General features: G+C 40.6%; 17 protein-coding genes and 1 riboswitch. Of the genes, 13 read left to right on the forward strand and 4 right to left on the reverse strand.

Annotation, left to right across the window (positions count from 1 at the left end; genetic code table 11):
* Nucleotides 1–22 precede the first annotated feature (22 nt).
* Nucleotides 23–1,180 carry an ROK family transcriptional regulator gene (locus MKX82_RS05320; protein ID WP_341075494.1) on the forward strand — a complete coding sequence of 386 codons (1,158 nt, stop codon included), beginning with the start codon at nucleotides 23–25 and terminating at the stop codon, nucleotides 1,178–1,180.
* Nucleotides 1,181–1,221: 41 nt separating this feature from the next.
* Here the strand turns inward: MKX82_RS05320 and MKX82_RS05325 are convergent, their stop codons facing one another.
* From MKX82_RS05325 to MKX82_RS05335, 3 genes are read right to left on the reverse strand one after another with little or no spacing between them, the layout of a single operon-like run.
* Nucleotides 1,222–2,706: a UDP-glucose--hexose-1-phosphate uridylyltransferase gene (locus MKX82_RS05325; protein WP_341075496.1), complete on the reverse strand. Its 1,485-nt coding sequence runs from the start codon at nucleotides 2,704–2,706 to the stop codon at nucleotides 1,222–1,224.
* Complete coding sequence (gene galE, locus MKX82_RS05330; RefSeq protein ID WP_233317140.1) at nucleotides 2,703–3,704, reverse strand: UDP-glucose 4-epimerase GalE; 1,002 nt, start codon at nucleotides 3,702–3,704, stop codon at nucleotides 2,703–2,705. Before galE ends, MKX82_RS05325 begins: the two co-directional genes overlap by 4 nt.
* Before the next feature lie 15 nt (nucleotides 3,705–3,719).
* Nucleotides 3,720–4,889: a galactokinase gene (locus MKX82_RS05335; protein ID WP_341075500.1), complete on the reverse strand. Its 1,170-nt coding sequence runs from the start codon at nucleotides 4,887–4,889 to the stop codon at nucleotides 3,720–3,722.
* A 264-nt stretch (nucleotides 4,890–5,153) separates the two neighbouring features.
* Here MKX82_RS05335 and MKX82_RS05340 point away from each other — a divergent pair, with 264 nt between their 5' ends.
* From MKX82_RS05340 to MKX82_RS05380, 9 genes are all read left to right on the forward strand, one after another.
* Complete coding sequence (locus tag MKX82_RS05340; RefSeq protein WP_233317138.1) at nucleotides 5,154–6,146, forward strand: LacI family DNA-binding transcriptional regulator; 993 nt, start codon at nucleotides 5,154–5,156, stop codon at nucleotides 6,144–6,146.
* 186 nt (nucleotides 6,147–6,332) lie between these two features.
* Nucleotides 6,333–7,610 (forward strand): sugar ABC transporter substrate-binding protein, encoded by a 1,278-nt coding sequence (locus MKX82_RS05345; protein ID WP_341075504.1) that lies wholly within the window; start codon nucleotides 6,333–6,335, stop codon nucleotides 7,608–7,610.
* 89 nt (nucleotides 7,611–7,699) lie between these two features.
* The gene (locus MKX82_RS05350) at nucleotides 7,700–8,956 is read left to right on the forward strand and encodes a carbohydrate ABC transporter permease (protein ID WP_251644677.1); all 1,257 of its coding nucleotides are present in this window, start codon (nucleotides 7,700–7,702) and stop codon (nucleotides 8,954–8,956) included.
* A 15-nt stretch (nucleotides 8,957–8,971) separates the two neighbouring features.
* Complete coding sequence (locus tag MKX82_RS05355; protein ID WP_445738828.1) at nucleotides 8,972–9,811, forward strand: sugar ABC transporter permease; 840 nt, start codon at nucleotides 8,972–8,974, stop codon at nucleotides 9,809–9,811.
* A 31-nt stretch (nucleotides 9,812–9,842) separates the two neighbouring features.
* The gene (locus MKX82_RS05360) at nucleotides 9,843–11,906 is read left to right on the forward strand and encodes a beta-galactosidase (protein WP_237941034.1); all 2,064 of its coding nucleotides are present in this window, start codon (nucleotides 9,843–9,845) and stop codon (nucleotides 11,904–11,906) included.
* 131 nt (nucleotides 11,907–12,037) lie between these two features.
* Nucleotides 12,038–14,776, forward strand: a complete 2,739-nt coding sequence (locus tag MKX82_RS05365; RefSeq protein ID WP_341075512.1) for a glycosyl hydrolase 53 family protein — start codon at nucleotides 12,038–12,040, stop codon at nucleotides 14,774–14,776.
* A gap of 271 nt (nucleotides 14,777–15,047) precedes the next feature.
* Nucleotides 15,048–16,631: a PTS sugar transporter gene (locus MKX82_RS05370; protein WP_341075514.1), complete on the forward strand. Its 1,584-nt coding sequence runs from the start codon at nucleotides 15,048–15,050 to the stop codon at nucleotides 16,629–16,631.
* A 123-nt stretch (nucleotides 16,632–16,754) separates the two neighbouring features.
* Complete coding sequence (locus MKX82_RS05375; protein ID WP_341075517.1) at nucleotides 16,755–17,774, forward strand: threonine aldolase family protein; 1,020 nt, start codon at nucleotides 16,755–16,757, stop codon at nucleotides 17,772–17,774.
* 118 nt (nucleotides 17,775–17,892) lie between these two features.
* The gene (locus tag MKX82_RS05380; RefSeq protein WP_341075519.1) at nucleotides 17,893–18,807 is read left to right on the forward strand and encodes a dihydrodipicolinate synthase family protein; all 915 of its coding nucleotides are present in this window, start codon (nucleotides 17,893–17,895) and stop codon (nucleotides 18,805–18,807) included.
* Between the two features lie 156 nt (nucleotides 18,808–18,963).
* Here the strand turns inward: MKX82_RS05380 and MKX82_RS05385 are convergent, their stop codons facing one another.
* Nucleotides 18,964–19,362, reverse strand: a complete 399-nt coding sequence (locus MKX82_RS05385) for a (deoxy)nucleoside triphosphate pyrophosphohydrolase (protein ID WP_233317129.1) — start codon at nucleotides 19,360–19,362, stop codon at nucleotides 18,964–18,966.
* Nucleotides 19,363–19,783: 421 nt separating this feature from the next.
* A riboswitch (ZMP/ZTP riboswitch) is annotated at nucleotides 19,784–19,864 on the forward strand.
* Nucleotides 19,865–19,986: 122 nt separating this feature from the next.
* Here MKX82_RS05385 and MKX82_RS05390 point away from each other — a divergent pair.
* From MKX82_RS05390 to MKX82_RS05400, 3 genes are all read left to right on the forward strand, one after another.
* Nucleotides 19,987–21,186, forward strand: coding sequence for a phosphoglycerate dehydrogenase (locus MKX82_RS05390; protein ID WP_233317128.1), 1,200 nt, complete (start codon nucleotides 19,987–19,989; stop codon nucleotides 21,184–21,186).
* A 233-nt stretch (nucleotides 21,187–21,419) separates the two neighbouring features.
* Nucleotides 21,420–21,620: a hypothetical protein gene (locus tag MKX82_RS05395; protein ID WP_341075522.1), complete on the forward strand. Its 201-nt coding sequence runs from the start codon at nucleotides 21,420–21,422 to the stop codon at nucleotides 21,618–21,620.
* 116 nt (nucleotides 21,621–21,736) lie between these two features.
* Nucleotides 21,737–22,942 carry a M20 metallopeptidase family protein gene (locus MKX82_RS05400; RefSeq protein WP_237941045.1) on the forward strand — a complete coding sequence of 402 codons (1,206 nt, stop codon included), beginning with the start codon at nucleotides 21,737–21,739 and terminating at the stop codon, nucleotides 22,940–22,942.
* Nucleotides 22,943–23,086 lie beyond the last annotated feature (144 nt).

Below are 23,086 nucleotides of genomic sequence, written 5' to 3' on the forward strand. Positions count from 1 at the left end.
TTTTAAATGGAGGATTTTTTTTGTGGAGCGTGGCAGTTTTCAATGGATGAAGTCTGTTAACAAGACAATCATCCTTAATAAAATCAGGATGTCAGAGCCGATTTCGCGAGCGCAGATTGCGAAGGAAACAAGCCTTACTCCGCCGACTGTCAGCAGTATTGTCAAAGAGCTGATGACAGAAGGGCTTGTGGTGGAAAGTACGCTTGGCGAATCGAGCGGCGGCCGCAAACCGACAATGCTGCATATTAACAGCACAGCTTTTTTTGCAGTTGGAGTGGATGCGGGACCAGAAACAGTTGAGTGTGTGCTTACAGATTTAACAGGGAAGATCTATGATCGCAGCACAGCAAAATTGCAGGTGCCAATTACGAATGAAGCGTTTATTGGAACGTTAAAGCAAGCTGTAATAAATCTATTTCTTTGTTCAGGCATTGATAAGGAGCAAGTTATTGGGATTGGCATGGCTATGCACGGTGTAGTTGATGTCGATGCAGGAGAGGTGCTTGTTGCTCCGAATATAAGCTTACGCAATATACGTGTTAAAGAGCTTTTCGAGGAAGAATTCGGCATGACGATAAGAGTGGAAAATGATGCAAGGGCAATGGCATTAGGAGAGTCATGGTTTGGCGGGCATGGTGGTGTGAACAGCATGGTGGCAATAAATATTGGCAGAGGTGTCGGTGCCGGACTTGTTTTGAATGGCAAGCTCCATCACGGGGCACAGGGAATAGCTGGAGAATTCGGCCATATGACGATTGATCTCCATGGTGCAGTATGTGAATGTGGAAATCAAGGCTGCCTGCAAACATTAATAAGCGGCAACGCAATAGAAGAGCGCTCGATTGGTATTTGCGGCGAGCGGATAAGTGGTGAGGAGATATTCGCTTTAGCGCAGGCAGGCAGCGAGGTTCATGCCGACTTCCTTTCGCAAATCGGCGAAATGATTGGAATCGGCTTGACGAATTTAATTCATTTGCTCAACCCTGATAAAATTGTGCTGGGCGGAGGCGTCATGAAAAGCGAGCAGTATTTGCTGCCTGCCATCCAAAGAAAAATCGAAAGAACAGCATTGACGAAAGAAGCAGCAAAAACAGAAGTGGTGGCAACGAGCTTAGGAGATGATGCTACTGTATTAGGAGCTGTATCCTTGCTGCTTGTCGAGCTGTTTGACCAAAGTTAAAAAAGCTGAACCTGCACTTAGGTTCAGCTTTTTTTGTACGTTTAGTTTAATATATCGAGGAAGCGCTGAAAGGATTGTTTTTCTTTAAAGACACCAGCATCTTCAAGCACTCTCACGAATTTTTTGCCTAACTCTTTTTTGACAATCTGTTCTGCTTCAGAAACAGTGGAGATGATCCCGTATTCTTGAACAATAGCATCAGCCCATTGCTGATGATAATCTTTAACCGCATTTTCTTTCCCGAGTAAAAGCTTTGTGATTTCACCAAGCTCCTCTTTTAAGCGGGGCGGAAGGACTGCCAGCCCCATCACTTCAATCAAGCCGATGTTTTCTTTTTTGATATGATGCACATCAGCATGAGGGTGGAAAATACCGAGCGGATGTTCAGCTGTTGTCCGATTGTTTCTTAAAACAAGGTCAAGCTCAAAGGACCCGTTTCGAACTCTGGCAATCGGCGTAATGGTATTATGAGGCACATCTTCTGTAAATGCATGAATATGTGCTGCTTTATCAGAATAGCCTCTCCAAGATTTTAGAATTAGCTCTCCAGCATTGACAAGCTCTATGCTGCTTTTCCCTCTCAATCGAATCACTGACATCGGCCATTTAAGGACAGACGCAGTGACGTCAGGAAAATTATTTAAGGGAAATTGGAAGCTGTCCTCTGCTCGAGTCATCGCGAATTCATAACAGCCGCCTTGATAATGGTCATGACTGAGAATAGAGCCGCCGACAATCGGCAAATCTGCGTTAGAACCGATGAAATAATGAGGAAATTTCTCGGTAAAATGCAGCAGTCTTTCGAATGCTTGACGGTCAATTTTCATATCTCTGTGTTCGTCTGAAAAGACAATGCTGTGCTCATTATAATAAACATAAGGTGAATATTGTAAGTTCCAAGTTTCACCTGCAAGCTCAATAGGAATAATCCGATGGTTCGATCTGGCAGGATGGCCGATACGGCCGGCATAGCCTTCGTTTTCTTTGCAAAGCAGGCATTTTGGATAATGAACATCCTTCTTCATCGCACGTTCCCGCTTAATTTCCTCTGGATCTTTTTCAGGCTTGGACAGGTTAATGGTAATATCCATAACGCCGTATGCTGTATCAATTTTATAGGAAATATTATTTTTTATTCTGTTCATTTGTATATAGTTGCTGTTCTTACTTAATTGATAAAAGTAAGCTGTTGCAGCTGTCGGTGCTTGTTTATATTTATCGTAAAACGTCTCCCTAACCGCTGAAGGACGAGCTACAAAACAATTCATTAAATTGGCGGCGAAAATGTCCTTCATATCCAATAAGTTCTCGATAATAGCTTGATCAGTGGCATAGGAAACAAGCCAGTCGATTACATCATGAATAGAAAGGTCATCAGAAAGTTTCTCGACAGCAGATTCTTCTGGAAAAGCTTCCAGTTTAAAAAGCTGTATTACTTGATTTCTTACATAAATGACATCCGCAGCTTCAATCAACTCTGCTTCCTTTGCTTTTTGGACAAGTTTGTCTATATAAGCATAAATCATCTGGCCACTTCCTTCTTGTATCCGTTCGGATGGGACAAGTGCCAGTTCCAGGCATCCTTCATAATCTGCTCAATGGAAGTTCTGCTCGGCTTCCAGCCAAGAACTTCTTTTGCTTTAGCAGAACTTGCAATTAAGGTGCTCGGATCGCCGGCACGGCGCGGACCGATAACAGCAGGGATTTCTTTGCCTGTTATTGTACGGGCTGTATCGACAAGCTCCTTAACAGAGAAGCCTTGGCTGCTGCCAAGATTGAAAATATCACTTTTGCCGCCTTGTTGTAAATATTGTACGGCTAGTAAATGGGCGTCAATGAGATCCTCCACGTGAATATAATCTCTTATGCATGTACCGTCCGGAGTGTTATAGTCATCACCATATATGGTAACAAATGGGCGCTTGTTCAAGGCAGCCTGCAGAATAATCGGGATAAGATGTGTTTCAGGATCATGGTCTTCTCCAATTTCCCCTGTTTCTCTTGCTCCTGCTACATTGAAATAACGCAGTGATACATACTTTATGCCGTAAGCCTTGTCAGCCCATTCTATCATTCTCTCCATAGCCCGCTTCGTTTCTCCGTAAGGATTAGCTGGATTCGTTGCCATATCCTCTGTAATAGGAACTGTGTCCGGCTCGCCATAAGTTGCTGCGGTAGAAGAGAACACAATATTCTTTACGTTAAACTCTACCATTGCCTCAAGCAGCATTTGTGTACCGTGAACATTGTTATCATAATATTTAAGCGGGTTCTCCATTGATTCGCCGACAAGAGAGTTGGCAGCAAAGTGAATAACTGCCTCAATTTCTTCCTGTGCAAAAACAGAACGGAGGAAATTCATATCACGAATATCTCCCTCATAAAATGATGCATCAGGATGGATAGCCTCTTTGTTGCCAGTCTCTAAATTATCGATAATAATTACTTTTTGCCCACGATCATGCAGCTGATGCACAGCGTGCGATCCAACATAGCCTGCTCCGCCTACCACTAAAATGCTCATAAATAACCCACCTTTTTAAATTTCTTTTGCTCCGTCGCCGATAGTCGCTTTATAAAAGGTTGCTTCATAACCAATCTTCTTTAGATAAATTTCATTAACATTCTTTTTGAAATCCTCTGCTTTATCTTCTTCCACAATCGCAATCGCGCATCCGCCGAAGCCTGCACCAGTCATACGTGCCCCGATAACGCCAGCTTGATTCCATGCTGCTTCGACAATTGTGTCCAGTTCAGTTCCAGTCACTTCATAATCTTCTTTTAAGCTGACATGTGATTGATTCATCAGCTCACCGAATCTATTAAGGTCGCCATTGTTTAATGCGGACAGCGCTTCCAATGTTCGCGCATTTTCATAGACAGCATGCTTTGCACGCAATAGATTAACTGGGTCTTTAATAAGATGTTTTGCATTATCAAATTCCTCAACCGTCAAAGCACCTAAGCTTTCAATGGACAGCTCTGTCTGAAGATCACTTAAGGCGGCTTCGCATTGGGAGCGGCGCTCATTATACTTTGAACCAGCAAGGGTGCGCTGTTTATTTGTATTGATGATCATGATTACATGGTTTGCCAGCTTAATCGGTGCATACTTATACTCTAATGTTTGACAGTCTAGCAAAATAGCAGAATCCTTCTTACCCATTCCAATTGCAAACTGGTCCATTATCCCGCTGTTAACTCCAATATAGCTGTTTTCGACTTTTTGCCCAAGTTTTATCATCGGTATGCGCTCAATTGGAAGGTCGAACAGACCTTGAAGGAGTACACCTGTCACAAGCTCGATTGAAGCAGAAGAAGAGAGGCCGGCGCCGTTTGGAATATCGCCGTAAAACAAGATATCTGCACCAGTATCGATTGAAAAGCCGGCTTCTCGTAAATGATGAATCATGCCTTTTGGATAATTTGCCCAGTCATGAGCCTTATCGTATGCTAATGAAGACAGGTCACATTCAATGATACCGCTATCAGAAAAGTTAACAGAATAGAAACGAAAGACAGAATCATCCCGTTTTGTAGCTAGTGCGTAAGTTCCATAAGAGATGGATGCAGGAAAGACATGGCCGCCATTATAGTCTGTATGCTCACCAATCAGATTGATTCTGCCTGGAGCAAAGAACTTCCGAGGCGCAGTATCTGTAGAAAAAATAGACTGATATGTTTCAAGTAAAGGATAGTTAGTATTCATAATAGCCTCCTGTTATCGACTGTTTTAACTTTGTTAATTAATTTAATTAAGTCTATGTTCAGATTACTACTATTCTGCAGAGGACGCAATAAAAAATATAGTGATTTTTTTAAATTCGTGGCATTTTGAAAAAACAGTTTACATCATCATTATTATTTAATATAATTTAGTAAAAAATAAGTAAAAAAATTTACTGATTAAAAAGAGCTATTAAAGTTCATTACATAGATGAAAATGGTGAATGATAAGGCATGGAGGTAAAAGATGGCTACCATTAAAGATATCGCAGAAGAATCAGGGTTTTCGGTTTCGACGGTTTCCCGTGTATTAAATAATGATAAAAGTTTATCTGTTCCAGATGAGACAAGAGAAAAAATTTATGAAGTGGCAGAAAAGCTCAATTACCGAAAGAAAACAGTAAGACCGCTAGTTAAAAACATTGCTTTTTTATATTGGCTCACAGACACAGAAGAGCTTGAAGATATATATTTCAAGGAAATGCGGATTGAGATTGAAAAATCAGCAAAGAAAGCAAATGTTGAAATGTCTACATATAAAATATCAGAAGGAATCATTAGCATACCAGATACAATAGAAGGATTTATTGCTGTCGGTTCTTTTACAGAAACAGAGTTAGCTTATTTAAGAAAGATTACCACAAACGGGGTATTTATTGATACTACTCCTGATCCGGATCATTTTGATTCTGTTCGGCCTGATTTGGCGCAAATTACGAAAAAAACGATAGATTTCTTAATGGAAAAAGGACATACGGAAATTGGCTTAGTCAGTGGTACTTATCATAACCCCAATACAGATAAGGATGAAATGGATGTCAGGGAAAAAATCTTCCGGGAAATTATGGCGGAAAGAGGGCTTTTAAACGAAAGCTACATTTTCTGCAGAAGAGGCTTTTCTGTGGAGAACGGCTATACTTTGATGGGCAGAGCCATTAAAAAGCTTGGTGACGATATGCCGACGGCGTTCTTCACCGCTGCTGATCCAATTGCGGTGGGCTGCCTGCAGGCATTGAATGAGCATGGTATATCCATACCTAACAGAGTCAGTATTATCAGCATAAATAATATCAGTATTGCCAAATATGTATCGCCGCCGCTGACTACTTTTCATATTGATATGAAGGAAATTTGCAAAAACGCCATCACCTTATTGTTAGAGCAGGTAGTGGAGAAAAGAAAAGTGGTTAAAACCTTATATTTAGGCTCAGAGCTTATTATAAGAAGAAGCACGAATTAAGCTAAAAGCAGCACTGTAAAGAGTGCTGCTTTTTTTTGTGAAGAAAAATAATTTCGTAAAAAAATTTACTTAATAAAGTAAAATAATTGTTTACATATTTCTTTACCGGTGCTATATTGATTTTAGTGAAACGCTTTCACATCAATTGGTGCAATTAGGAAAACTATTGGAAAGGATGTCCTATATATGAAAAAGTCTAAAAAGTATTTAAGCCTGATTGGAGGCATCGCTTTAACTTTATCACTGGCAGCCTGCGGACCTCAAGACAGCGAAGGTTCAAGCGGACAGAAAGCTTCATCTAATAAAGACTACGATCTATTAGTCTGGGAAGATATTGAAAAATCAGAAGGAATTAAAGATATCGTTGCTAAGTTTGAAGAAGAAAATGATGTTACAGTAAAAGTAGTGGAAAAACCGTACGCACAGCAAATCGAGGATTTACGCCTTGATGGTCCTGCAGGAACTGGTCCAGATGTTTTAACAATGGCTGGCGACCAAATTGGAACAGCAGTTACGGAAGGACTTATTAAAGAGCTTGCTGTTGATGACAGCACAAAATCCATCTATACAGAGTCTGCTCTGCAGTCACAAATAGTGGACGGAAAAGTATACGGTTTGCCAAAAGCAGTAGAAACGACAGTGCTTTATTATAACAAAGATTTGGTCTCAGAAGAAGAACTGCCAAAAACATTGGATGAATGGTATGAATATTCCAAGCAAAACACATCTGGGGACAAATACGGATTCCTTGCTTTATTTGACCAAATTTACTATGCACAAAGCGTGTTAAGCGGCTACGGCGGTTATATTTTTGGTGAAGATGAAAGCGGTGCTTATAAGCCTGATGACATTGGTTTAAACAATGCTGGGGCATTAGAAGGTGCACAATATATTCAGAAGTTCTATAAAGAAGGACTGTTTCCAGCTGGAATTATCGGCGAACAAGGAATCAATGTGCTAGAGTCATTATTCACAGAAGGAAAAGCTGCTGCAATTATTTCCGGACCATGGAATGTTGAGCCATTTAAAAAAGCTGGCATCAACTATGGTGTTGTGAAATTGCCAGAGCTTTCTAACAGTAAAAATATGAGTGCATTTATCGGCGTGAAAAGCTACAATGTCAGCTCTTATTCTCAAGACGCAGAGCTTGCTGAAAAGCTGGCAGTATATTTGACTAATGAGGAAAATTCAAAAACAAGATACGAATTGACACAGGAAGTACCGGCTGTACAGGCATTAGCTGATGATCCGGCTGTGAAGGAAAGCGAAATAGCAAAAGCAGTTGCTGAACAGTCGCAATTCTCTGAATTGACTCCGAATATTCCGGAAATGAATGAAGTTTGGACACCGGTTGATGCTGCCCTGCAGACAATCGCAACAGGCAAAGCAGAGCCAAAGGATGCCTTGAATCAGGCAGTTGAGACAGTTAAAGGTCAAATTGAAGCAAAGCATAGCAGCAACTAAAATTTACTGACAGTGCCAAACAAAAATTGTTTGGCACTGCATAATTCCGGCTCATTACATAAAGTAAGAATAATCAAGGGGTGAAAAAGGTGCAACATCGCAATAAAGCTCTTATTCTATCAATTATTCCAGGAGTTGGGCAGTTCTATAACAAGCAATGGGTAAAGGGTCTGCTGTTGCTTTTAACAGGCATAATGTTCTTTTTAGTATTTGGAGATTTGCTTAATATGGGTTTCTGGGGAATCTTTACTTTAGGAACAGAAGTACCTCGTGATAATTCTATTTTCCTTTTAGCAGAAGGAATCATTGCCATCATAGTTACATGCTTTGGATTAGCGGTATATTATTTTAACTTAAGAGATGCTTATAGAAACGGAAAATTACGTGATGAAAACATGGAATTAAGTTCATTGAAAGAACAATACCATAATCTGGTTGCGCAAGGATATCCGTATCTTGTGAGCGGACCTTCTTTATTCATTTTAATTTTTGCGGTAATTTTCCCAATCCTTTTCAGTTTCGCGTTAGCCTTTACGAATTATGACTTATACCATTCTCCGCCGGCACATTTGACAGATTGGGTCGGATTGAAAACATTCGCTGAAATTTTCACAGTAGATATATGGCGTTCGACATTCTTCGATGTGCTTGCATGGACGGTTGTGTGGACAATTGTTGCCTCAACTGTGCAAGTTAGCATTGGTATTGGGCTGGCAGTCCTTGTTAACCAAAAGGAAATCCGCTTTAAGAAATTTTTCCGCACAATTCTAGTATTGCCTTGGGCAGTGCCAGGTTTTGTTACGATTTTGATTTTTGCAGGATTATTCAATGACAGTTTCGGTGCAGTCAACAACGATATTCTTGCAGCATTAGGCATAGGGCCGATACCGTGGCTGACAGATGCTAGCTGGTCAAGAGTTGCCTTAATCTTAATGCAGGGCTGGCTTGGATTCCCATATATATTCCTAGTAACAACAGGTGTGCTTCAGTCTATTCCAGACGATTTATACGAAGCAGCAACGATTGATGGTGCGAGTATTTTTGCAAAGTTCAAGCATATAACAATGCCGATGATCTTAATCGCAATGGCGCCAATCATCATTACACAGTTTACGTTCAATTTTAATAACTTTAATATTATCTATCTATTTAATGGCGGCGGCCCTGCAGTGCCTGGTTCAACAGCGGGCGGCACCGATATTTTAGTATCGTGGATTTATAAGCTGACAATGCAATCAAGCCAGTACTCTTTGGCTGCCGCATTAACGATTCTGCTTTCTGTATTTGTTATTGCGATTGCTCTATGGCAGTTCAGACGCACAAATTCATTTAAAGAAGGAGCGTAAGAGATGAAGACAAACATGAAGCAAAAAAGATTCTTTCGGCTCCTTGTCTCCTATGGCATCTTAGCTTTTATGACAGTAATCATCATTTATCCTTTGCTTTGGACAATCGGAGCAAGCTTTAATCCTGGCAACAGTCTTATTAGTACGTCCATTATTCCGAGCAATCCGACATTGGATCATTATAAAGAGCTGTTCGCAGGCAAAGAGAGTCTGCAATATGCCAACTGGTATATGAACTCGCTAAAAATCAGTGTCTTTACCATGATAGGAACGGTTATCAGCGTATCGTTCACAGCATATGCGTTTTCTCGTTTCCGTTTTAAAGGCAGAAAAAATGCACTTACAGTGTTCTTGCTGCTGCAAATGATTCCGCAGTTCTCTGCATTGATTGCCTTGTTCGTTTTAGCTCAGCTTCTTGGGCTTATGAACAGCCATTGGCTTTTGATCTTACTATATATTGGCGGACAAATACCAATGAATACGTATTTAATGAAGGGCTATATGGATTCCATTCCGATGGATCTTGATGAAAGTGCCAAAATTGATGGCGCAAGCAATACAAGAATTTTTTGGCAAATCCTCATGCCGTTATCAAGACCGATGATTGCCGTTGTAGCAATGAATGGATTCACAGGACCGTTAGGAGATTTCGTTTTGTCATCAACTATCCTGCGCACACCGGAATCTTACACATTGCCGATTGGACTCTATAATCTTGTTAATGAAGTGATGGGTGCAAGCTATACAACATTCGCTGCAGGAGCCATTTTAATAAGCATTCCAATTGCCATCATATTTATTCTGCTGCAAAAGAACTTTGTATCAGGTCTGACTGCAGGTGGAACAAAAGGTTAACTAAAAATAAGGAAACAAAAAGGAGACTTTTATGGCAAACAAAGAGAAAACATTTGTTACAGATGCTAAATTTATGCTGCATGGCGGCGATTATAACCCTGATCAGTGGCTGGACCGTCCAGATATTTTAGCGGATGACATTAAGCTGATGCAGCTGTCCCACACAAACACTTTCTCGCTTGGGATATTTGCGTGGAGCGCCTTGGAACCAGAGGAAGGTGTCTACCATTTTGAATGGCTTGATGAGGTGATAGAAAGAATTCATGGTATTGGCGGCAAAGTGATTTTGGCTACGCCAAGCGGTGCAAGACCTGCATGGATGTCCCATAAATATCCGGAGGTGCTGCGTGTTGACGGCGCTAGAAGGAAGCAGCTCCATGGCGGGCGCCATAATCACTGCTTCTCTTCTAGTGTTTATAGAGAAAAAACACAGCAGATTAACAGATTGCTTGCTGAAAGATACGGCAGCCATCCGGCTTTGCTGATGTGGCATATTTCCAATGAATATGGCGGGGAATGTCATTGTGATACCTGTCAGGAAGCCTTCCGACAATGGCTGAAGAAAAAGTACGACAATAACTTGAAGGCTGTCAATGATGCTTGGTGGGGGCCGTTTTGGAGCCACACATACAGTGACTGGTCACAGATTGAATCTCCTTCTCCAATCGGTGAGAATGCAGTGCACGGATTAAACTTGGATTGGCGCCGATTTGTGACAGACCAGACAATTGACTTTTTTGAGAATGAAATTGTTCCAATTAAAGAGATTTCACCAGATATTCCGATTACTACAAATTTGATGGCAGATACATTTGATTTGATTCCATTCCAAAGTCTTGATTACAGCAAGTTTGCGCGTCACGTAGATGTGATAAGCTGGGATGCATATCCTGCTTGGCATAATGATTGGGAAACAACAGCGGATTTAGCGGTGAAGGTTGGCTTCATTAATGATTTATTCCGCAGTTTAAAAGAGCAGCCGTTTTTGCTGATGGAGTCAACACCAAGTGCTGTCAACTGGCATAAAGTCAATAAAGCGAAACGTCCAGGCATGCATTTGCTTTCTTCTATGCAGATGGTTGCCCATGGTTCTGACAGCGTTCTATACTTCCAGTGGCGCAAATCGCGTGGGTCGTCAGAGAAGTTTCACGGTGCAGTTGTTGACCATGATAACAGCCCGGATAACCGGGTGTTCCAGGAAGTTGCCAAGGTCGGTACAACGCTGGAAAAGCTGACCGATATTGTCGGTACAAATCGTGTAGCAGATACAGCCATCCTGTATGATTGGGAAAATAACTGGGCGCTGAATGATGCGCAAGGCTACGGATTAGACACGAAGCGCTATCCGCAAACATTGCAGCAGCATTATCGCACATTTTGGGAGCAGGATGTTCCAGTTGATGTGATCACAAAGGAAAACGATTTTTCTAAATACCGTCTGTTGATTGTGCCGATGCTCTATTTAGCAAGTGAAGAGACGATTGCCCGCTTAAAAGCGTATGTAGCAAATGGCGGTACGTTAATCATGACATATATAAGCGGAATCGTGAATGAGCATGACTTAACGTATATGGAAGGCTGGCATCAAGATCTGCAAGACATGTTTGGCCTAAATCCAATTGAAACAGATACACTTTATCCGAAAGATGCTAACACTGTCCATTACGAAGGCAAGGATTATGTACTGAAGGATTATGCAACCGTTGTAAATATTGCCTCTGCTAATGTGGAAGGTGTGTATAAAGAAGATTTTTATGCAAACACAGCAGCAGTAACAAGCAATGCTTATGAGAATGGGAAAGCTTACTATATTGGCGGCCGATTAGATGATGAGTTTCATCGTGCTTTCTACGGCAAGCTTATTGAAGAATTGTCATTAAAGCCAGATTACGCGATAACACATGGCAGCGGAGTATCTGTTCAAGCAAGACAAGATGAAGGTAAAGAGTATCTCTTTATTATGAACTTTACAGAAGATACGCAGCCAGTTGTCCTTGGCAGTGAAGTAAAGGATGTTATTACTGGTGAGCAGCTTCATGGCAGTATAAAGCTAGATAAGTATGAAGTGAGAATAGTAGAGAAAGTAAAAGGCTAATTTTTAGGAAGAGAATGCGAGAACAGCAAGGAGTATCATGCATCATTTTAAAAAAATGAATGTATTAAGCACTGTGCTGTAACTCGTATTCTCTTTTTGTTGTAAAATTCTCCAATTAGAAGGTGATGTTGATGAAAAAGAAGTGCGGTAAATGGAGGAAAGTACTTCCTTTATTGTATGTATTGATATTAATGATAAGTCTAATGCCGACAAACACTAAAGCAGCAGAAAACAGCTATGCAGTGAATGGTGGAATGGAAACAGACTTCTGGACAGATGGTTCCTGGAGCTTTCAAGATTTAGATGATAGTCAGGTTGAGGTACATCATTTTGCTTATGCAGAAGATACTTGGATAAAACCTGCTGAAGGACAGTATGCTTTGAAATTCTGGATAAAGGACAATGCCAGTGCTCAAACCTTTAAAGTGAAGCAAACAGCTGCCTCACTTCCTGCCGGAAAGTACGAATTAACCGTGCAAACGATGGGGGGAGCAGATAAAGAAGCTGGACAGGTAGCGTTATTCGCAGGTTCAAGCAAAATAAGTCAGGCAGCTACAAAAGGCTATAACAACTGGGAGACACAGTCATTGACGTTTGAACTGTCTCAGGATACAGCAAACTTTGAGTTTGGCGCTGAAATTGCAGGACAGCCGAATACTTGGGGTTATTTGGACGGCTTTTCTCTGAAAAAGGTCGATGGCAGTGCAACGGAACCAGTGGAAAGTGATATTTTCGTTGAAAAAGTTGAGGGCTTAAACGATAACTTTATCAAGGGAGTCGATGTTTCCAGCATTATTACCCAAGAAGACAGCGGTGTTACATATTACAATGAAGCAGGACAAGAGCAGGATATTTTCAAAACATTGGCAGATTCAGGCGTTAATTATGTACGCGTCCGCATCTGGAATGATCCGTATGATGCAAGCGGAAACGGATATGGCGGCGGAAATAATGATTTGGAAAAAGCAAAGGAAATAGGAAAAAGAGCGACAGCGAATGGAATGAAGCTGTTAGTAGACTTCCATTATTCGGATTTTTGGGCAGATCCTGCTAAACAGCAGGCACCTAAAGCTTGGGCCAATTTAAGTCTTGAAGACAAGAAAAAGGCGTTGTACTCGTATACGAAGGACAGTTTGCAAGCATTGCTTAACGAAGGAATCAACATCGGCATGGTCCAGGTCGGCAATGAAACGACAGGTGGATTTGTGGGCGAAAAGGACTGGACAAAAATGTCTGAGCTGTTTAATGAAGGCAGCAAGGCAATCAAGGAAGTGGATCCTAACATCCTGACAGCCTTGCATTTCACTAATCCGGAAACAGCAGGCCGCTATGCATCAATAGCAAAGACACTCGATGATAACAATGTCGATTATGATGTATTTGCAAGCTCTTACTATCCATTTTGGCATGGGTCATTAAGCAATTTAACATCTGTTTTGAAAAATGTCGCAGACACATACGGTAAAAAAGTAATGGTCGCCGAAACATCCTATACATATACAAGTATTGATGGAGATGGCCATGAAAATACAGCACCAAAAAGCTCTGGACAAACATTAAATTATCCTGTCACTGTTCAAGGACAAGCAACAGCGGTCCGGGATGTGATAGAAGCGGTCGCTAATGTGGGAGATGCTGGCATCGGCGTGTTTTATTGGGAGCCTGCCTGGATACCAGTCGGCAGCCCAGATAAGTTAGCACAAAATAAAGCCATATGGGAGAAATACGGTTCTGGCTGGGCGTCAAGTTATGCTGCAGAATATGATCCCCATGATGCCGGAGCGTGGTTTGGCGGAAGTGCAGTCGATAACCAGGCATTATTCGACTTTAACGGAAAACCGCTCGCTTCGTTAAATGTGTTTAAATACGTGAACACAGGAGCAGTTGCCCCAGTTAAAATAGAGAAGCTGACAGACGTTACAATTGAGGCAGCAGCAGGGGAAGACATCAAGCTCCCTGAAACCGTAACAGCTGTTTATAATGATGGCACAGAAGGGCCGATTGCTGTCACTTGGGATGAGCAAGCTTTAATCGAGGCAATTAATGCAGGCATCGGTGAGTATGTTATTAACGGGACAGTAGAGGGCGGTTTGTCAGTTAAGGCAAATCTTACAATTAAACCGGAAAACTTTGTGCAAAATCCAAGCTTTGAAGAGGCAGATAAAAGCATGTGGAAAATTACGTATCCGAATGATTTAGCACCACATGCCGATTTTCTAAAAAATCCCGCAGATGCTAAATCTGGTGAACATTCTTTGCATTTCTATTCAGCAGACCGTGTAGACTTTACTGTTGAACAGACAATCACAGGACTGACTCCAGGCTACTATGATGCTTCCATGTTCATTCAAGGCGGAGATGCAGCTGCTGCCAATATGAAGCTGTATGTAAAAACGAATGATAAACAATATGATGTGCCAACTAATGTTACTGGGTGGAATATTTGGGCAGATCCTAAAATCAGCGATATTCTTATATTGAATGGAACTGTTACGATCGGTGCAAGCATTCAGGCGAACGCTGGCGCATGGGGAAGCTTGGATGATTTCTCCTTCGTAAAAACTGCTGATTACGAGGAAGCTGTAGAAGAGGAGGAGCAGACACCGCCTGCACAGGATGATCAAGCAGAGGACTCAGATGAGCAGGAGGAAGTTTCAGCAGGTGAAGAGACAAACAATGAAACTCCTGTAAAACAAGAGGAACCAAAACAAGAAACAGAAAAGCATGAAACAAATAAGCAAGTGAAAGAGGAAAACACACACCAAGAGCAAAAAGGCAACAGCCTGCCTGATACAGCTACAAGCATTTTTAACTTCTTGCTGTTAGGTTCTGTTCTTTTAGTTAGCGGCGCAATTTTGTATAAAATATAAAAGCAAGCCTGTCACTTTTTGAGAGAAGTGACAGGCTTTTTTGATTTTATTTAATAAAAAAGGAGAATATTACAAGTAATTATATATTTATTTATTTCGGCAAAGGTGTACAAGTTATGACACTTTTATGAATTTAAATACTTCTAAATTATCAAAAAATAACTAGAGAATTTAACCTGTATATGTTATTTTAGTATGGTAGCACTTTACCAAACTACCAAACTAAAGAAGTGTTTATTTATACATATATTAAATAAAGGGATGATGTGCAATGAAGAATATTGTCATTATTGGCAGCAGCGGCGGAAATCTGTTTAACCTCGGCGGCGCAAAACCAGTACAGCTATTGGAAGAAATATTAAAACAAGCACATGCAGCTGGATTGAATGTAGCTAATATCCAGTTTATCGCTGCGAAAGAGTCGATGGATACAGCAAAGGACCATACGAATGCGGCTATTTACGGCTATAAAGACAATGAGGTGCTATCTTTGTTTGAGGCTTCTTTAAAAGAGGTTAATCTTGAAGCAGCAAAGCTTGATAACATGATTGCAGCAAGTATTAGAAAAGGGGAAGTGGACGGCATCATTGCGATGAGTGCTGACACAAAAGCTGTTAACAAGGAGACTTTAGCTGCCGCCATTGAGAGAAAGCTGCCAATTGTCGGTACAGGAGGAACCTCTATGGCTGCAATGACAGCAATGGGCGCCAATGTTATTTCTTCCTCTGGTACGACAGGATCAACAAGCAGAACAAGAGCCATTTCGTTCATATCCTCCTTGTGTAAGCATTGGAACATAAAATTTAATCCCATCATCGGCTCATACGAAAAGACGCAAGCAACAAATACAGCTCCGTGGAAAAACATTAATATAAGGGGCATTATGGTTTCATCACTGCCAGGCTTTATCGCAATGGCGCTTAGTCTCGCTATTAGCCAGATTCCAGCGCTGAAAGGATTAAGTGACATATTTGATTTAATGATAAATGCCTTACCAGTAATGCTTGCAGTTATAGCGGCTAAACAGGTTTCTGAACTGGATGAAGTGTCTATTATCGCGGGTGTTATTGCTGGGATATTGTCTGTTCAAGGCGGTATTATTGGCGGAATAATCGGCGGGATTGCAGCAGGTCTTCTTGTACAATTTTTCTTCCGCAAATGCATACAGTGGAAATTCCCAATCACGACTGTCAATATTGTCAGCGGCGGTTTATCGGGACTAATTGCTGGCTTATTCGTTTACTATTTAATCGGTCCGATTGCTTTACAGGCTGGCAACCTTATTAAGGATGTTATTGAACAAGCGGTAGCTTTTAATCCGATACTTGCCGGTGTACTAGCAGGCGTGCTCATATGGCCTGCAATTTTAGGCGGGGTTTATCATGCAGCAATCTTGCCAATTGTGCTGCTCGAAATGGAGAAAACAGGAAACAGCTTTTTAGGAGCTGTCGATATGGTTGGCTTAGTAATGGTGGCTGCAGGAATTAATCTTGCGAACATCGTTGCGCCAAGAGACAGAGGAGAGAGTGCTGTAGCTGCACCGGGCTTTTTAATCAATATGGGCTTTGGGACATTTGTAGAATCAGCGTATCCGTTCATGTTCTCCAATAAAATCGTCTTTGGCGGAGCACTTGTTTCAGCAGGAATTGGCGGAGGTCTTGTCGGCTTATTCAATGTAAGAGGAACAGCTTATGTTCCATCCTTTACAGCACCATTCCTTTCCAATAACATTGCAGGTTTTATTATCGCAATGGTTGTTCCCCTTGTCGTTGCTTTTCTGATTACACTAACTGCAAATAAGCTATCTTCCAAAAAGAGAACAGGAAAGAAACGGGAAGATGAAGTTGCAGTTTAATTGAAAGAAATCCCATTTTAAACAATGGGATTTTTTTTATTTAGGAAAACGAATATAATTAGTGTAGATATCTATTTTTAACTAGGCAATATGTTTATTGTATTGCCAGACTGGAGGCAAAAGATGTACAGCTTTAAAAATGATTATAGTGAAGGTGCCCATCCAAATATATTGCAAGCACTAATAGAAACAAATCTTGTACAAGAAGCTGGTTACGGAGAAGACAGCTTCACAATACAAGCGGTGAAAGTTTTAAAGGAAAAAATGGGCCATGCAGATGCAGATATTCATTTGCTCTCTGGCGGCACACAAACAAATTTGACAGCGATTTCTGCCTTTTTAAGACCACATGAAGCGGCAATTGCTGCAACTAGCGGTCATATTTTCGTTCATGAAACTGGAGCAATTGAGGCCACAGGGCATAAAGTTGTTGCCATTGATACAGAGGACGGCAAGCTGACACCAGCACATATTCAGCAAGTGTTGGACGAACATACTGATGAACATATGGTTAAACCAAAGCTTGTTTACATATCCAATTCAACAGAAATTGGCTCTATTTATTTAAAGAGTGAGCTAGAAGCGCTGAAAAGCTTCTGTGACAGCCATAATCTTTTGCTATTTTTAGATGGAGCCAGACTTGGTTCTGCATTATGTGCAGACGGCAACGATCTTCAATTAAGCGACCTGCCCCACTTAGTGGACGCATTCTATATCGGAGGCACGAAAAACGGTGCCTTGCTTGGTGAGGCGCTTGTGATTATTCGTGATTCCTTGAAAGAGGATTTTCGTTATCATATTAAGCAAAAAGGAGCACTGCTTGCTAAAGGCAGACTTTTAGGAATTCAGTTTTTAGAGTTATTCCGTGATAATCTCTTCTTTGAGCTTGCTGAACATGCTAACAACATGGCAAGTCTTTTACGAACAGGTCTGCATAAGGAGAATATTGATTTCCTTATTGATTCTCCAACCAATCAACTGTTTCCGATTCTGCACAATGATCAGATCAAAAAGCTGCAAGACAAGTATGCTTTCTTAGTGTGGGAAAAAACGGATGCAGATAAATCAGCAATCCGCTTAGTAACGTCTTGGGCGACGAAAGAAGAAGCTGTCATTCAGTTTTTGAAAGATATAAAAGGGTAATAACAAAGTAAGCATGAAGACTTTTTTCATGCTTATTTTTAGTTATATGTAAGGGTTTACAATTGGCAAAATCTGCTGGTATAATCAGATTACATTATTAGGTAAAGGAGGAAGCAAATTGAACAAATTCAAGGGAATTATTCCACCTGTGTCCACGATTTTTGACGAAGAAGGCAAGCTGAGTGAAGTGGAAATGGGACAGTTGATTGACAGGCTGATTGAAGCAGGTGTTGACGGCTTGTTGTTTCTGGGGACTGGCGGGGAATTCAGTCAGATGTCTAGGGAGGAAAGATTACAGACAGCTGAGTTTGCGGTGAGGCATGTAAAAAGGAGAGTGCCTGTGTTAATTGGCACTGGCAGCACCAATACAAGGGAAGCGGTAGAATTAAGTGTACATGCCCAAAAAATAGGGGCAGATGGCGTTATGGTCATCAATCCTTTTTACTGGAAGCTGACTGATGACAATCTATATGGCTACTTCAGCAAAATTGCCCAGTCTGTTGACATTCCTGTTCTCCTCTATAACTTTCCTAACCTTACCGGCCAGGATTTAAGCCCTGAGTTTGTGGCCCGCCTTGTCGACAATCATCCCAATATTTCTGGCATTAAAGAAACCGTTGATTCTATCGGGCATATCCGTGATATGATAATGCAAGTAAAGCGTAAACATCCTCACTTTTCTGTTTTATGCGGTTATGATGACCATCTCTTAAATACGCTTCAGCTTGGCGGAGATGGAACGATATCTGCAAGCGGCAACTTCGCACCGCAAATTTCCATCGGCATTTACCGTTCCTTTTTAAACGGCGACCTTGTTAAGGCCTCCATCCTTTATAAGCAGCTAGCTATACTTCCGCAGCTTTACAAGCTTGACAGCCCATTTGTAAATGTTATAAAGGAGGCAATAAAGCAATGCGGCCTCGACATTTCTACATATGTTCTGCCACCGTCAGCACCACTTAATGAAAAGAAGATTTCACAAGTTAAGGAGATTTTAGCAGAAGCGGGAGTTTTACCTGCGGCAAAATCATAAAATTCCGTAACAGATGAACAATTGGTTCATCTGTTTTTTGTTTCTGTGTATAAACAAAGTGATATCTTAAAAATGATGGTCCTATTGCCAGCTTTCTATCAATCAAGTCGCTTAATTTCAGACCTAATTTCCAGAATAAAGCCTTAATTAATATTGTCAGATGTATTCATTTATCAATTTATGTACTGCTGGAATATCAGCTGGAGCCCATTTTAATGATTCAAGATTCTCTCTCTTTAGCCAAATTAATTTAGAATGTTCCTTTGCATTTGGGCTGTCAGAAATAATAGTTGCCTTTATGCAAGTTAGGGTAATAATAAAGCTCTCATATTCATGCGTATTTTCGTGAAATAAATCGGTCGCTTTTATTTGGCAGCCAAGTTCCTCCATGATTTCTCTTTCTAATGCTTGAAATGCATTTTCACCAGCTTCTATTTTTCCTCCAGGAAACTCCCAGCTGTTCGGAAGAGACATAACAGGTGAACGAAGGGCACATAATATTTCGTTTCGTTCGTTTTCTATAATTGCTGCAACTACATGAACTACCTTTTTCAATATGAGTATCCTCCTGTAACTCGAATGGTACCATAATAGCATTTTTTTCGAGTAAGAGCATGCTTCATCTAAAAAGCATTTGGCAGTTAAAATGGCAGCATAAAGGCTGGTCCAAAATTAAAGGAACAGCATACTTTAATGAAGAGATGCCTTTACACTGTTTTTCCGCGATAGAAATCCTCAAAGAAGATATCTTCGACTAATAAGATTAAAAATAGACATAGCTCTCTCTGTAGAATAGAGGCGTAGACTGATTTATACAAAATAATCTGTTAGTGAGCTTATTCTTTAGAATCCCGATTAATAGAAATATAAAGTTATTCCAGTAAAATGGCTTGGGATTTGGAAAATAATAAACTTGGTGAATTTTTAAATAATCATTGAATCTTACTGGAGAATTTGTTAAATTAGAAGAAATCAAAAGGCTGTGTGTGACTGGCGAAACGCGGGATTAACCGTAGGGGAGCACATAGTGTCGATGCCGTTCGCCTGGGCAGAGGTAAGGGAATAAAGCTTTCTCTTTTTCCTTTGCCTCTTTCTCTTTATTGGAAGAGATTTTGGGCTGTTTTTGGTCAAATAGCAAAGAATTTTGCAAACTATTTTATGGGAAGAGGAGCAACTTACATGAGCACAACCCTTTTAGACAAAGTAAAAACAATCAAAACCTTGAATAATATCGCAGGCAGCGGATTGAACGTATTTAAGAAAGAGAATTTTATCATTGATAATGACAGTGAAAATCCTGATGCGATTGTAGCTCGCAGTTATAATATGCATTCTATGGAATTTGGGAACAAATTAAAGGCGATTGCTCGTGCAGGTGCAGGTGTTAACAATATTCCTGTTGAAAATTGCACAGAAAAAGGAATTGTCGTTTTCAATACACCTGGAGCAAATGCAAATGCAGTAAAGGAAATGGTTCTGACTTCCTTAATGGCTTCTTCTCGTAATCTGTTTGATGGTGTTGCTTGGGCGAAAAACCTGAAAGAAGAAGGCGACCAAATTCCAAAGCTTGTTGAAGCAGGTAAAAAGCAGTTTGTCGGTAAAGAAATTAAAGGAAAAACACTTGGTGTTATCGGTTTAGGAGCGATTGGAGCACTTGTTGCCAACGATGCTCTTGATTTGGATATGGATGTAATCGGCTTTGACCCATTCATCTCTGTTGATACAGCATGGAATCTTTCTCGAAATGTACAGCGTGCGATGACAATTGAGCAGCTGTTTACAGAAAGCGACTATATTACTGTTCATGTACCATTAACTAATGATACAAAAGGGATGTTTAACAAAGAAGCATTCAGCATCATGAAGGAAGGTGTTCAAATTCTGAACTTCTCCCGCGGAGAGCTGGTAAATGAAATCGATATGGCGGTTGCTCTTGAAAATGGCGAAGTCGGCAGATATATCACTGATTTTCCAAATGAAAATGTATTGAAAATGAAAAATACAATTCCTGTGCCTCATCTAGGTGCTTCAACACAGGAATCAGAAGAAAACTGTGCGATTATGGCTGCACGCCAAGTGAAGGATTACTTGGAAACAGGGAATATTAAGAATTCCGTTAACTTCCCAAATGTATATCTTCCTTATACAGGCAAGCAGAGAGTCGCAGCATTCCATAAAAACGTGCCGAATATGGTTGGACAAATCACGATGGCAATCTCTGGATACAGTTTGAATATCGCTGACATGGTTAACAGAAGCCGTGGTGAATATGCATACACGATGATTGATATTGACAATGAGGTGGCTGGCGATATCATCCCATCATTAGAAGCAAAAATCCGTGAAATTGAAGGAATTGTAACAACTCGTATAATTTAAGATGAAAGCTCTCACTTTGATGTGGGAGCTTTTTATTTATAATAAAAAAAATTAATAGGTTAAATAGTTTTAATTTTCTTATAATTATTTGACTAGAAAGATCTCAAAAAGTATAATGAAACCATTATTTTCTAAGATTTGTTTAATGTCAACGTGAATCATATTAGAGGAACAAGCAGGCCTTCTACATAAAATAGCAGGAAACGCCCACCCTAAAAAGGTTGGGAGGTGCAATGATGGGAAATGACAAAATGCCTGATTTTAACAGCCTTAATGATCGTCTTATTGGAGATGGCTTGAACCAAGCAGCTTTTTCAATGAAAACAAATCTAGATCCAAAAGACCCTTTAGAGGACAATCCGTATTTTGATAAAACGAAGGAATATAGCAAAGAAGAACTAGAGAAATTTAGAAAGTTTTTCGGCGGCCGATAAAAATGAACTCCTGTGCCAAGGCATGCAGCCTGCTGCCTTGGTATCTTAACTATATAAGCATAGGTGTAAATTTAAATTTCGGAATTTACTGAATAATAAAAGGGGGAGGAATAGATATGCTGGAGAACTGGAACGAACAATTGGAGGAAATGTATAACAAGATGGTGGAATGGAGACGGCATTTTCATCAGTATCCAGAGCTAACTAACCAAGAATACAAAACATCTAAACTGATTGCAGACATCTTGACTGATTTTGGTATTAAAATCCGAACAAATGTCGGTGGGATGGGAGTTCTTGGGTATATTTACGGAGCGAAACCTGGTAAGACAATTGCACTGCGGGCCGATTTCGATGCATTGCCGATACAGGATGAAAAGAACGTACCATATAAGTCGAAGGTTGATGGTGTCATGCATGCATGCGGCCATGACGGGCACACAGCTACCTTGCTGGCAGTTGGCAAGGTGCTGAATGAAAATCGAAAAAATCTTGCAGGAAACGTCATTCTTCTGTTTCAGCATGCAGAGGAAGGCGGAGGCGGTGCCGAAAAAATGATAGCAGACAATTGCCTTGAAGGAGTAGATGCAGTGTTTGGCAATCATTTATGGAGTCTTTATCCTACAGGGGAAATAGCATATACGAAGGGGTATACAACCGCTGCTGGCGATGGTTTCTCGATTAAGATTAAAGGCAAAGGCGGTCATGGATCATCTCCTCATGATACAGTTGATTCTATTGCGGTAGCAGGCCAGCTTATTAACCAGCTTCAATATATCGTCAGCCGCAAGGTGAATCCACAGAAAACAGCTGTACTAACAATTGGTTCCATTCATGCAGGGAATGCTGCAAACGTCATTGCTGATTCTGCCGTAATGAAGGGCACGGTGAGAACATACGAAAAGGAAGTACAACAGCTTGTAAAAGAAGCAATGGAAGAGGCGATTAAAGGCATCTGCATGAGTTCGAAAGCAGATTATGAATTCAACTATAAGTATGGAATGCCAAGTGTATATAATCATCCTGCTGAAACGGATATTTTTGCAAACACCGTTAAGACCTCCCTGCCTGAGTTAGTAATAAAAGAAGTACCTGCCCTCCTTGTAAGTGAGGATTTTGCATTATATCTAGAGAAGAAGCCGGGGATGATATTTTTTACAGGAGCAGGAAACGAGGAATTGCAAGCAATATATCCACATCACCATCCAAAGTTTGATTTTGATGAAAAAGCAATGCTTTATGCCGGAAAAGCAATGCTTGCTATCAGTCATTATTATTTAGCAGAAATACCGTCAGGATGTGCGGCAGTTACGGTAAAATAAGGATAACCTACCTTTTATCCATACAGGAGAAAAGGTTTTTTTTATTATAGGTTTATGGCAGACATATTGGGGCGATACAGGATATGATTAATCTTGATTAAACTGCTTTTATTAGGGAAAGGTAAAAAAAACGTATAAAGGAGC

It is taken from the genome of Niallia sp. FSL R7-0271 (assembly GCF_038005785.1).
Taxonomy (GTDB): domain Bacteria; phylum Bacillota; class Bacilli; order Bacillales; family Cytobacillaceae; genus Niallia.